The 12,954-nt window shown below is 55.2% G+C and carries 10 protein-coding genes; 4 read left to right on the top strand and 6 right to left on the bottom strand.

All coding sequences use genetic code 11. From position 1 onward, the window contains the following. Positions 1 to 2,683 (bottom strand): leucine-rich repeat domain-containing protein (locus D9N13_RS24020; protein ID WP_290594703.1); only part of this gene is annotated, 2,683 nt, incomplete at its 3' end. Positions 2,684 to 2,884: 201 nt separating this feature from the next. Continuing rightward, the gene (locus tag D9N13_RS24015; RefSeq protein WP_290594702.1) at positions 2,885 to 4,465 is read right to left on the bottom strand and encodes a flavin monoamine oxidase family protein; all 1,581 of its coding nucleotides are present in this window, start codon (positions 4,463 to 4,465) and stop codon (positions 2,885 to 2,887) included. Positions 4,466 to 4,603: 138 nt separating this feature from the next. Between D9N13_RS24015 and D9N13_RS24010 the strand changes: the two genes are divergently transcribed. Genes D9N13_RS24010 through D9N13_RS24000 form a run of 3 tightly spaced genes read left to right on the top strand, consistent with a single transcriptional unit; the run spans position 4,604 to position 7,262 of the window. After that, entirely contained in the window at positions 4,604 to 5,758 is a 1,155-nt protein-coding gene (locus D9N13_RS24010; protein WP_290594701.1) for an acyl-CoA dehydrogenase family protein, read from the top strand. 18 nt (positions 5,759 to 5,776) lie between these two features. After that, entirely contained in the window at positions 5,777 to 6,448 is a 672-nt protein-coding gene (locus D9N13_RS24005) for a GntR family transcriptional regulator (RefSeq protein ID WP_290594700.1), read from the top strand. A gap of 25 nt (positions 6,449 to 6,473) precedes the next feature. Next, on the top strand, positions 6,474 to 7,262 hold the full coding sequence (locus tag D9N13_RS24000; RefSeq protein ID WP_290594699.1) for an SDR family oxidoreductase: 789 nt from the start codon (positions 6,474 to 6,476) through the stop codon (positions 7,260 to 7,262). Here the strand turns inward: D9N13_RS24000 and D9N13_RS23995 are convergent. After that, positions 7,245 to 8,207 carry an SDR family NAD(P)-dependent oxidoreductase gene (locus D9N13_RS23995; RefSeq protein WP_290594698.1) on the bottom strand — a complete coding sequence of 321 codons (963 nt, stop codon included), beginning with the start codon at positions 8,205 to 8,207 and terminating at the stop codon, positions 7,245 to 7,247. The two genes, D9N13_RS24000 and D9N13_RS23995, sit on opposite strands and share 18 nt — an antisense overlap. Before the next feature lie 81 nt (positions 8,208 to 8,288). Between D9N13_RS23995 and D9N13_RS23990 the strand changes: the two genes are divergently transcribed. Beyond that, a complete protein-coding gene (locus D9N13_RS23990) occupies positions 8,289 to 8,912 on the top strand; it encodes a TetR/AcrR family transcriptional regulator (RefSeq protein ID WP_290594697.1) in 624 nt (207 codons plus the stop codon). An 18-nt stretch (positions 8,913 to 8,930) separates the two neighbouring features. On the opposite strand, the gene D9N13_RS23985 is transcribed toward D9N13_RS23990, so the two are convergent. The 3 genes from D9N13_RS23985 to trkA all read right to left on the bottom strand — a co-directional run bounded on the left by D9N13_RS23985 (position 8,931) and on the right by trkA (position 12,904). Next, a complete protein-coding gene (locus D9N13_RS23985) occupies positions 8,931 to 9,920 on the bottom strand; it encodes a sensor domain-containing diguanylate cyclase (protein ID WP_290594696.1) in 990 nt (329 codons plus the stop codon). A 137-nt stretch (positions 9,921 to 10,057) separates the two neighbouring features. After that, positions 10,058 to 11,509 (bottom strand): TrkH family potassium uptake protein, encoded by a 1,452-nt coding sequence (locus D9N13_RS23980; protein ID WP_290594695.1) that lies wholly within the window; start codon positions 11,507 to 11,509, stop codon positions 10,058 to 10,060. A gap of 18 nt (positions 11,510 to 11,527) precedes the next feature. Continuing rightward, positions 11,528 to 12,904 carry a Trk system potassium transporter TrkA gene (trkA, locus tag D9N13_RS23975; protein WP_290594694.1) on the bottom strand — a complete coding sequence of 459 codons (1,377 nt, stop codon included), beginning with the start codon at positions 12,902 to 12,904 and terminating at the stop codon, positions 11,528 to 11,530. Between the last annotated feature and the right edge of the window lie 50 nt (positions 12,905 to 12,954).

Here is a 12,954-nt window from a genome sequence, read left to right as displayed (position 1 = left end):
GATTGAATACAAAGGTATCCTGATCATTGTCATAGCTGGGATAGCGAGTTACCGAGTTATCTTCGCCAACGGTGATTCGATAGCCGGAAAGTATATCGTTCCCTTCTCCGCCGGTGATAATGTCCACGCCATCCAGTCCATAGATGATGTCGTTGCCACCGGTGCCGGTAAGAACATTTGCGTCATTATCGCCCTCTAGTATTCCGGATGCTTGCAGTGAAACGGGTTGGGCATTCACCCACTCCGTGGCGGCGATTGGATCGTCGTTACCAAACTGAATCTGCCCGATACGATATTGATCGGCATCGAACCAATCGAAAACGGTCACCGAATCCTCTGCGTTGATCTGGAAAACAAGATCAAGCCCGTTTCGGTACAGGGTAATGCCAGCGGGGGCGATGCCGGCACCAAACTGCAAAAGAGCACGATTGCTCAAGGTGACTTCATACTCATAGATGATGTCGTTGCCGTCCCCCGGATTGAATACAAAGGTATCCTGATCATTGTCATAGCTGGGATAGCGAGTTACCGAGTTATCTTCGCCAACGGTGATTCGATAGCCGGAAAGTATATCGTTCCCTTCTCCGCCGGTGATAATGTCCACGCCATCCAGTCCATAGATGATGTCGTTGCCACCGGTGCCGGTAAGAACATTTGCGTCATTATCGCCCTCTAGTATTCCGGATGCTTGCAGTGAAACGGGTTGGGCATTCACCCACTCCGTGGCGGCTATTGGATCGTCGTTACCAAACTGAATCTGCCCGATACGATATTGATCGGCGTCGAACCATTCGAAAATGGTCACTGAATCCTCTGCGTTGATCTGGAAAACAAGATCAAGCCCGTTTCGGTACAGGGTAATGTCAGCGGGGGCGATGCCGGCACCAAACTGCAGAAGAGCACGATTGCTAAAGGAGGCTTCATACTCATAGATGATGTCGTTGCCGTCCCCCGGATTGAATACAAAGGTATCCTGATCATTGTCATAGCTGGGATAGCGAGTTACCGAGTTATCTTCGCCAACGATGATTCGATAGCCGGAAAGTATATCATTCCCTTCACCGCCGGTGATAATGTCCGAACCGTCCAAGCCATAAATTATATCATCGTCCGTACTGCCAATCAGTGACTCACTGGCATCGGTACCGGTAACGGTGATGTCATTGGAGCTAAGCGGTTGAGCATTCACCCACTCCGTGGCGGCGATCGGATCGTTGTTACCAAACTGAATTTGCCCGATACGATATTGACCGGCCTTGAACCATTCGAAAACGGTCACCGAATCCTCTGCGTTGATCTGGAAAACAAGATCAAGCCCGTTTCGGTACAGGGTAATGTCAGCGGGGGCGATGCCGGTGCCAAACTGCAAAAGAGCGCGATTGCTCAAGGTGACTTCATACTCATAGATGATGTCGTTGCCGTCCCCCAGATTGAATACAATTGTATCCTGGTCACTATCATAGCTGACAGAGCGAGTTACTGAGCTATCGTCATCAATGGTAATCTTATGGCCCGAAAGGATGTCGCTCCCGCTTCCACCCACAATGACATCCGCGCCGCGTTCACCAGCGATGATATCGTTGCCATCCAGGCCATAAATAATATCATTGCCATTGCTGCCGCTGTAGGTATCGTCTTGATCCGTTAGGGCGAGCCCCAAACCGACGGCGGCTCGCAGATCATCGAATCTGCTGACCCCTTCACTGCCGATTTCGAACTCACCAAGCTGATATGCTTCATCACTGAACCAATTGCTGAAGGTGATTTGCTTCTCCCCGGCAGAGGTATTGGCGGTGACGCGAAGATCGTTGCCGGATTGAAACAGAACGATATCATCCCGGCCTTGAATATCTCCAATCACCAGGCGATCGAAGGCGATGGCCTGCATACTGAGGTCCAGGGTTTGACTGGCATCGCTGGTGTTGTCCAGATAGAGAGCGGTGGTGCAGTCACTGGGTACCGTGATTTCGACAGCCCCCCCAAGGGTGTTATCCAGATTATTGATATCCGCACAGGCCAGGCTGTTGTTGCCGGAAACATCCAGGGTTTGCAGGTTGGTCAGAGCGCCCAGCGAGGTGAGCTCGGTGATGCTATTGCCGGAAAGGTCCAGGCTGGTGAGTGCCATTAGATTACCCAGTGCCGTGACGTTGCTGATGTCGTTATCGGCAAGGTTCAGTTGCTGCAGTGCGGTGAGTGACTGCAGCAGTGTAAGATCGGACAGGCCGGTGTTATCCAGATCCAGTGCAGTCAGGTTCAAGAGGCTGGCAATGGTTGCCAGGTCCGTGAGCGGGTTGCCCGACAGATCCAGTTCGGACAGCGTGCTGTTGTTCAACAACTCGTTCACATTGGTGAGGCCGGCGTCTTCCAGATTCAATGTCTCCAGTGCCGTCAGCAAGCTGATTTCATTCAGATCGCTCAATGTCACCCCGTTGCAGGTCAGACCGGTAACGTTGTTGAGGTTGCCGCTGTATGCCTCCAGGCTGACGTCATTACCGCTTTCAACGAAGCTGCAATTGGCTTCATTGCCTTGTAAGAACGCAGGCAGTGCCGTAAGTTGTTGGCGAGGTGCGGGAGGATTGTCGTTGTCGTCATTCCCGCCGCCACCGCCACCGCCACCACAGGCGCTGAGGGTGGAAAACAGGATAGCCGCGCTGAGCGCAGTGAGTTTAGGATTGAACATCATGCCGGTAATCCTTGTTGATTGAATGAATTCCCTTTACTTGGTGGCGGGTGTTTCGAGTGCCCGTGCATGCAAGTAAAAAAACCGTTACGACAACAAAGACAGGGTGGGATAAAAAAAGCAGAAGAAATCAGCGGGCTTTTTTACAGTGCGCAGAAATCTGCATCCAAGATTGAGCAGAGCACTGCGCACTGTAACGGGTGATCAGGCTTCCTGCAGAATGGACTGCAACACAACCTGTGCCGCCAGGCGGCCGGTTTGTGCTGCGCCGTTCATAAAGCCGTAATATTCATCGCTGGTGTGCTCGCCGGCAAAGATCAGTTTATCCAGAGCGAAGTTTTGCGCTTCATCGGGATCATCGGCTTCTATATACAACCATGCCTCCGCCAGTTCCGTATACTGGCCCGGCTTGAAATTGGTGTAGCCACCGCCGATGTAACGGGTCTTGTGCCACCCCGTTCGAATGAACCGATTGTTGCTGCTGGCGGCCAATGACGGCAGCACGTTGCTGTATTCCGTCATTAAGGCCTGGCCGGTGGCCGCGGCGGTCTCTGTGAACAGACCATCCACTTCATCGGCGCTGATAAAAAACGTCAGTGAGGCTTCCGCCAACTGCGGTTGCCGCAAACTGCTGTCCCACAACAGGGACACGGACTGATCGTTCCAGGCTTCGATTTCAAAACCGTTGTCGTTGGCCCATGCCCGTTGATTTACACCGGCCACGATCTTTTCATTGCGCCCCAGGTCCACTTCGTTGATAAAGCGGCGCAATGAATCGGGCAGTTCAATGTCCAGCTGTACATTGCGCAACGCGGTGAAGGGCAGCGCCAGAATCACATACTCCGCTTCCACATCCCGGCCCCGGGACAGGCTCAGGCGGTAACCGGTTTCCGTGCGGCTGATTTTCTGCAGGGCCCGGTTGGTGTGGATCTGCCCCGCCAGGGCAGCGCGTAATCCCGCCACAATTGTTTCCGAGCCGCCGTTTACCACGTAGGCTTCATCGCTGGTGCTCAGCACCTCCACCTGTTCGCCGTCCACCACCGGCAGCAGATACAGCAGTTGCAGCACCGGGGACTGATCCGGTTCCACACCATATTCCACCCGCACCGCACCTTCGATCAGATCGCGAATGTTGGGATCGGCGGGCAGCTTGTCAGCGTGCATGTCCAGATATTCTGTGAGTGACTGGTTATCAAACAGGGGGGCGTAGGTATCCCAATCCATGTCCAGTAATTCCGCGTCGGCCATCAGTTGGGCGGCAAAGGGGCGCAGCGCGTCGGCCATCTCCGCTTCACTGCGTTTACGACCACCGAAGTAATAGGCCACTTTGTCCAGGGTTGGATTGGGTTCAATGCGGCTGGTTAGGCTGAGCCCGAAATCGTCGATCAGGGCCTGCATGTCGGCGTGATCGCTGTTCACCAGCTCGCCCCCCAAGTCCGTGTCCAGCCCGTTGCCCACCACGCCTTGTACCGTGTGCACTCTGCCACCCACCCGGCCGCGGGCTTCGTACACGTTCACTTTCATACCCGCCTTGCTGAGTTGATAGGCAGCGTTCAGGCCCGCCAGGCCACCACCGATGACGGCCACCCGTTCACCCCGGGCTCCGAAACAACCGCTGAGGCTGCCGGCGGAGAGCAGCGCCGCACCCCCCATGGCGCTGTTGCGCAAGAACGCCCGGCGCGCGGGATCGGCCGGTACCGTGGTACGGCCCTGCTGCTGCAGATTTTGATCGCGGGCTTGGAGCAGAAGTGTACGGAACTGACGAAAGAACGTGCTGTGTGCCATGGAATGATACCTGTCTGATAATGGGCTAATTGGATTAGTCGCAATGGAAGGTAGACAACAGGGGGTTAAAAATAAAGGGATTTTTGTACGGGGGTTGGAAATTGTATACAATCTTTCCCTTTTTAGAGGGAAATCAGGATGGCCGAAGCGTCAGTATTGAGTCAGCAGGATCGCGAACTGTTTCGCGACACCTTTCGCAAGTTCTTGAAAAACGAGGTAGCACCCTATTACGAGCAGTGGGAAAAGGATGAAATATTTCCCCGTGAGCTGTGGCACAAGTTGGGTCAGAACGGCTTTCTGGCAGTGGACGTACCGGAGGAATACGGTGGATACGGGGCCGATTTTGCCCTCAGTGCCATCGTGATTGAGGAGTTTTCCCGCCACAACTATATGGCCCTCGCCTCCAGTGTGTCCGTCCATTCTGACATCGTCACCCCTTATATCTTCCATCTGGGTACCGAACAACAAAAACAGCAGTGGCTGCCCAAAATGGTCAGTGGCGAGGCAGTTGGTGCCATTGCCATGACCGAACCCGGCGCCGGGTCCGACCTGCAGGGCATGCGCACCTCCGCCGTGTTGAAGGATGGTCAGTACAGCATTAACGGCCAGAAGACCTTTATTACCAATGGCCAGCACTGTGATGTGATCGTGGTGGCCGCCAAGACCGATCCCAGTGCCGGCGCCAGAGGCATCACTCTGTTCACCGTGGATACCACCCTGCCCGGTTTTGAGCGGGGCCGAAATCTGGAAAAGATGGGCCTGCACTGCGGCGATACCTCCGAGCTGTTCTTCGACAACGTGACCGTAGCGGAAGCGGATGTATTGGGCGGGCTGGGTAAAGGCTTTGCCAATCTGATGAATGAGCTGCCACGGGAGCGTTTGATTCTGGCTATCAGCGCTGTGATGGCCTGCGAGGGGATGATCGAAAGCACCATTGAGTACGTGAACGAACGCAAGGCGTTCGGCATGGCCGTGTCGCAGTTCCAGAACACCCGGTTCAAACTGGCGGAACTGAAAACCCAGGTGGAAGTGAACAAGGCCTACATCAACCAATGCACCCGCCAATATGAGCAGGGTGCCCTGAGTGCGGTGGAAGCGTCCATGGCGAAACTTTCCAGCACCGAATTGCAATCCAGGGTGGCCGATGAATGTTTGCAGTTGTTTGGCGGCTACGGCTACATGATGGAATACGGCATCGCACGCGCCTACATGGATGCCCGCATACAGCGCATCTATGGCGGTACTTCCGAAATCATGAAAGAAATTGTGGCCCGATCCCTGGTGGGCAAATAAATGACTGGATATTGATTCATGACCGGTGCACTGAAATCCACCCGCTCCCTGAACGTCACCGAAGCCCTGCGGGAACGGCTGTTGCAGGGTGAGTTTGATCCGGGTACCCGCCTGCAGGAAACCTGGCTGGCCGAGCGCATGCAGGTTTCCCGTACTCCGATCCGGGAAGCGCTGCGGGTGTTGGCCAAGGACGGCCTGTTGGAGTATGCGCCCAACCGCGGATACTCGGTACGGCATTTTTCACTGGATGACATCGTCAGTGCGTTCCGGGTGCGCTCGGTGCTGGAGGGGTTGGGCTGCCGCCTGATAGCCGAACGGGGCATGTCCAGTGGCTTGAGTGAATCATTGCACGCCACTTTGCAAACCGGTGAAAACCTGTTGCAGAGTGGCCAACTGCAGCGTGGTGAATTTGATGAATGGCGGGAAATGAACAAAGCTTTTCACCTGGCCATACTGCTGGAGACTCACAACGACTTACTGGTGCGCTTCGCCAAACAGTCGCGCAATATTCCCATTGTGTTTAACGGTTCGTTTCGCTGGTATAGCCTGCGGGAATTTCAGCGGGCCCATGATCACCATCAGGTGATCTTTGATGCCATGGCAAACCAGCAACCGGAGCGGGCGGATTTTATGATGCAGGAACACATAATGCACGCCGCCCTCATTCTGAAAAAAAATTACAACGATTAAGTAAAAGGATTAAGAGAGGAACATTATGAGTTCACTGTTTTCGGTTAACGGTAAAATTGCCTTGGTGACCGGTGGCACCAGCGGCATCGGTTATATGATTGCCCAGGGTTTGGTGAAGCACGGCGCCAAAGTGTACGTGGCCTCACGCAAGGCCGAAGCCTGCGCCAACACCGCAGAAGCGCTGTCTGCCTTTGGTACCTGTATTGGCATTCCTGCGGATCTTTCCACGGAACAGGGTTGCGTGGATCTGGTGAATGAAATTCAGCAGCGCGAAGGCAGGTTGAACATTCTGGTGAACAACGCCGGGGTAACCTGGGGTGCGCCGCTGGAACAATACCCCGCCGATGCCTGGGATAAAATCCAAAACCTGAATGTGAAATCCGCCTTTGTGATGACCCAGAAAAGCCTGCCCATGCTGGAGGCCGCCGCCAGCGCAGCGGACCCGGCGCGGGTCATCAACATCACTTCGGTGGCCGGGCAGATGTACGGCAGCATGCAGGCTTACGCCTATGGTCCCAGCAAAGCGGCGCTGAATCATCTCACCAAAATTCTGGCGGGTGAACTGGCGGCCAAACACATCACCGTCAATGCCATCGCCCCCGGCGTGTTCCCCAGCCGCATGACTACCTTTGTATTGAAAGATGAGAAGATGGCCGAACAGCAACGCAACGCCGTGCCGCTGGGCCGCCTGGGCGAGCCGGAGGACATGGAAGGGTTGGCGGTATTTCTGTCGTCACAAGCCGGGGCCTACATCACCGGTAATGTGATTGCGCTGGATGGCGGTACCGCGGTGAAATCACCGGATATCCTCTAGCAACGCTTTTTCTTGTTGAGCTCGATTCAGCCCGTTCATCAGTGCCAGTGAGTCATCCACTACCCGCTGGCCCAACTCCACATCAAACACCTTATCCCAGATGCCTTTGGCGGGTTTTTTATTAAAGGAAAATATCGTTCCTGATGTGAAATGGTGGGGTTGACTCAGAATCCACGCGGCGGCGTCGGCGGAACGTTTGGGGGTGCTGCTTTCCGGCAGCAGCCAGGCGAACAGAGGTAGAATATACTTCCAACCGAAAACCTCCAGTGCTGTCTGCGTGCGTACCAGGCCTGTGCCGGCCATCAATCCCGGGTCCAGGCAAAAGATCGCTGTATCCTGATCGCAGGTGCGCCTCGCCAATTCCACAGTGGTCACCATATTGAGGAATTTGGAGGTCGCGTAGCGGTCCATTCCGGCCTGTCTGGGGGCAGTGCCCTTGCTATCCGTACTCTCGATTTCAGCGCGGACGCTGTGCTCGATTGACTGAAATCGGGCGCCCCGGAAACCAAAGAGGCCCGCTGTAACGTTTCTTGGATGATGACTGCCGCTACCGATAAATAACACCCGCCCGCCTTGCAAAAAGGGCATCAGCCCCTGGGTAAGTTTGAGTGCCGCCAGATGATTGACGGTGACGGTTTCCTCAAAGCCTTTCGTGTCACCTTGCTGGGGGCTGAAGCGGGTGCGGTCAACAATTTGGATGCCCGCGTTGTTCATCAGGCCTGCCAAGGGCAGGTCCCATTCTGCAATAAATCGGTCCACCTCGTTGAGGTCCGCCAGATTCAGGTAACGAATGTGTACATTCTCATTCCAGCCTTGGGTAAGTCGTTGAGCGTTGTCCGTATCGCGTACCGCCAGTACCACCTGGGTGTTTGCCTGCTGAGCCAGCAAACGCGCGGTAGCCAGGCCCAGCCCTCCTGTGCCCCCGGTAATCATATAGGTATTCATATTCATTCCTTGTTCAGCTATCTGCATCTGGGTTGTGGCATAATCCTAGGTGATCAGAGAAAGAACGGGAATTCGCATCTCATGTTGGAAAAAGAACAACGTCTCAAGCCCCGAAAAAAGCCGGTTCAAGCGCGATCCACCTTCACGGTGGATGCCATTTTCGAAGGTTGTATTCAGGTTTTGCTGGCAGAAGGTCCAGAGCGGTTAACCACCACTAAAGTGGCTGAGTGTGCCGGCGTATCCGTGGGGACGCTTTATCAGTACTTCTCTGACAAATACAGTTTGATGGCCGGTGTGCTGGAGCAGCATGTTCAGGCTATCTCCCGGCGGGTGGATCATGCCTGTGACATCAGTAAAGGCGAACCGCTGGAACGCGCCGTAGGCAATCTGGTGACGGCATTCTTTGCGGCAAAAATGGAACGGCCGGATGTGTCAAAGGCCCTGTATTCTGTGTCCGCCGAGTTGGAGGGTAATGCGTTGGTGATGCGCTATGCGCAACAGTCACAGGCGCGAATCGTTGAGCTGTTGCAGAGCATCCCCGATCTCAAACTGAAAGATCCCCTTACCAGCAGTTTCCTGTTAACCACCATGCTGATTGGACCCACTCAGGCATTACTGACGATGGATGCTCCGGCGTCCTACGTTGACACCGTTTGTAAAGAAGCGGTGTCCATGACGGTGGCGTATCTGCGTGTGCAACCTTAATCGACATAAACTCGGTACTCAGCCAGCACCCGCCTGGGAACCATGATTATGATTCTTGTCTTCATACATGCGTTCATCCACCATCGACACCATGCGATCAATGCCGGTCAGTTCGTTTACCGGAAACAGCCGCGTACCGATGCTGACGCTCAGTTCCATGTCCTGCAGTTCACCTACACATAAGTTTTTCAGCTCAGCCCGAATCCGGGCGCCCATCTTGGGTAAGGCCTGGGCATCGGCGGTCATCATCACCACCACAAATTCGTCGCCGCCGATGCGCCCTGCCACATCGCTGTCCCGCAGCACGTTGTGGATGGCGGCGGCCAGAGCCGAGATGGCTTTGTCTCCCAGGCGATGGCCCTGCTGATCGTTGATCTGTTTCAGGTTATCCAGGTCCAGGTACATCACGCCCACGCTCTGACCCAGACGCTGGGCCAGGCGTACGTGCTTCTCTGCCTGAATAAAAAAGCCGCGGCGGTTCAGCAGGCGGGTGAGTTCGTCTTTGGTGGAGAGTTCAAGCAGTTGCAGAAACTGACTGTTGAGCAGCAGGTCACCCTCTACCAGATCGCGGAACTGCCATAACAGTTCCTGGAAGGTGCGGTTGTAATGGGTAACGGCATAATCCAGCACACAGATGGTGCCAAAGCAGGAACCGTCCGGCCAGTAAATGGGAACGCCCAGGAAGGAATTGACCCGGTGGGACTTAACCAGCGGATTATCCTGCCATTCCGGCATATTGGTGGCATGGTTAACGTACAGCGGCCCGGCGTTTTTGATCACCTGGGCGCTGAACATTTTCATGTCCTTGGCAAACAGCTCGCCGGAGCGGTACGGATTGTTGGCGTTCTGGTTTCCGATGACAACCTGGTAACCTTTTGATGTGGATTGGATAATGTACACCGCTGGCGCTTCGTACAGTTTCGCCACCAAATCCACAGTGGTTTGCCACTTCTTCAGAGAAATCATCGGATTCTGTTGTTCAAGAATCCATTCGTCACGATTGAACATAACCGATGATACTTACTTTATGGGTGATGACCTGAGTATAGCCAGAATTGCTGTCGGGTCTTGGTAAAAGCCTGCAAATGGGAAAAAATAACAAAATTCCGTTTATTAACTGTGCAGTGCCCGAATTAAGTGCGGGTTTAATGGCGCCAGAACATGGGGGTGAACAGCACCAGCAGGGTGAAAATTTCCAGGCGCCCCAGCAACATGGCAAAGCACAGTATCCATTTGGCGGTATCGCTGACGGCGCCATAGTGCTGTGCCACATCACCGATTCCCGGCCCCAGGTTGTTCATGCAGGCGGCCACCGCAGAAAATCCGGTGATGAAATCCATACCGGTGGCCAGCATGGCCAGAAACAGCACGCAGAAGCTGATCAGGTAGATGCCGAAGAATCCCCACACCGCTTCGATGACCCGGTCTGGCACCGCTTTGTTGGACAGTTTGATGATCATCACGGCGTTGGGGTGGATCAGGCGCCGAATTTCACGCAGGCCCTGTTTGAACATGAGGAACACCCGAATCGCCTTGATGCCGCCACCGGTAGAACCGGCACAGGCACCGATAAAACTGCCCATGATCAAGGCGGTGGTGAGTAACGGATGCCAGGCGGCAAAATCCGCCACACCATAGCCGGTGGTGGTGCCGATGGATACGGTCTGGAACAGGGCATGGCGTGCCGCCAAAAACAGGTCCGAGTACTCGCTGGTGAGGATCAGGCCGAAGAAAACCAGCACGCTGATGCTGAGTAACATGGTGAGATAAAAACGGAATTCCGGATCCATAAAATACGACAACACATTGCGCCGGCGCCAGGCAAAAAAGTGCAGCCCGAAGTTGACCCCCGCCAGCAACATGAAAAATACCGTCACCAGCTCAATGCTGGCGCTGTTGAAATGGCCGATGCTGGCATCGTGGGTGGAGAAGCCGCCAATGGCCACGGTGGAGAAGCTGTGGCTGATGGCATCGAACAGATCCATGCCGCAGATCCAGTAGGCCAGGGCGCAGGCCAGGGTCAGTGAAACATAAATGTACCAGAGGGCTTTGGCGGTTTCGGTGATGCGCGGTGTCAGTTTGTTGTCCTTGATGGGGCCGGGTGCCTCGGCGCGATACAGCTGCATGCCGCCGATGCCCAGCATGGGCAGAATGGCCACCGCCAACACAATGATACCCATACCCCCCAACCATTGCAGTTGCTGACGGTAAAACAGAATCGACTTGGGCAGATCATCGATGCCGCTGATCACCGTGGCACCGGTGGTGGTCAGCCCCGAGATGGATTCAAACACCGCGTCGGCCACGTCCATGTGGGGTTTATCCCCCAGCATGAAGGGGATCGAGCCATACAATCCCAGTACGGTCCAGAACAGCACCACCACCACAAAACCGTCCCGCACCCGCAGGTCTTGCTTGCGGTTTTGTACCGGCAACCAGCACAGCAATCCCGACACCAGGGTAATGGCAAAGGCAAAGAAGAACTGCTTTTCGCCGCCATCATCGTAAATCAAGGCCACCAGCGCCGGCAGCAGCATGGTACTGCTGTACACCATCAACAGCAGGCCAAGAATACGCAGGATGACAGCAGGATGCATGGTGGTGTTGGACTCCGCTCAGAAGAAGGTAATGCCCACTTGGAAAAGGCGTTCCACATCCTGGATGCGGCGTTTATCAATCAGGAACAGCACCACATGATCGTCCGATTCCACCACGATGTCGTCGTGGGCAATCAGCACCTGATCCTTGCGCACAATGGCGCCGATGGTGGTGCCTTCCGGTAAATCAATATCACCAATGGCTTTGCCCACAACTTTTGATGATTTCTCGTCGCCATGGGCAATGGCTTCTATGGATTCTGCCGCACCCCGGCGCAGGGAATGCACGTTGGCGACGTCGCCCCGCCGCACATGGGTGAGCAGGCTGCCGATGGTGGCCTGCTGCGGAGAAATGGCGATGTCGATGTCACCGCCCTGCACCAGATCCACATAGGCGGGATTGTTGATCAGTGTCATCACCTTGCGCGCCCCCAGGCGCTTGGCCAGCATGGACGACATGATGTTGGCTTCATCATCGTTGGTGACGGCAATGAAAATATCGGTGTCTTCCACGCTTTCTTCCAGCAGCAGATCCTGATCGGATGCGTTGCCGCGAATGACGATGGTTTTATTCAGCTTCTCCGCCAGAAACCCACAACGTTCCTGGTTGCGTTCAATGATCTTCACCTGGTAGCGGCTTTCCAGCGCCTCGCACAGGCGCTCACCGATGTTGCCACCACCGGCGATGATGATCTTTTTGTAATTGTGTTCCAGGCCCCGCAGTTCACTCATCACCGCACGAATGTGGTTCTTGGCGGCGATGAAGAAGACTTCGTCATCGGCTTCGATGATGGTGGTGCCTTCGGGAATAATGGGGCGGTCGCGGCGGAAGATGGCCGCCACCCGGGTGTCCACCGCCGGCATATGCTGGCGCAGATAGCGCAGTTCGCGCCCCACCAGCGGGCCGTTGAAATAGGCTTTCACCGCCACCAGTTGCAGCTTACCCTCGGCAAAATCCAGTACCTGCAGGGCGCCGGGGTGCTCGATGAGGCGGGTGATGTGATTGGTGACCACCTGCTCCGGTGAGATAATGACGTCTATGGGAAACGCCTCATTGCCGAACAGGCCTTTGCTCTTGGCCAGGTAGCTGGCGGAGCGCACGCGGGCGATTTTGGTGGGGGTTCGATGCAGTGAGTAGGCGACCTGACAGGCCACCATGTTGATTTCATCACTGTTGGTGACGGCGATCAGCATATCGGCATCGTCGGCACCGGCCTGGCGCAACACGCTGGGGAACGAGGCCATGCCGGTGACGGTGCGAATATCGTACCGATCCTGTAGTTCATGCAGGCGCTCGGCGTCGGTATCCACCACGGTGATATCGTTGTGCTCACTGGCCAGATTGGCAGCCAGGGTGCCCCCTACTTGGCCGGCTCCAAGAATGATGATCTTCATGATGCGGGTTCGCTGTGTCGGTTCGGTTTCACTGCAACGGGTCTCATCCT

This window comes from Ketobacter sp. GenoA1, assembly GCF_003671475.1.
Taxonomy (GTDB): domain Bacteria; phylum Pseudomonadota; class Gammaproteobacteria; order Pseudomonadales; family Ketobacteraceae; genus Ketobacter.
This window is presented reverse-complemented; position numbering and strand designations above follow the sequence as displayed.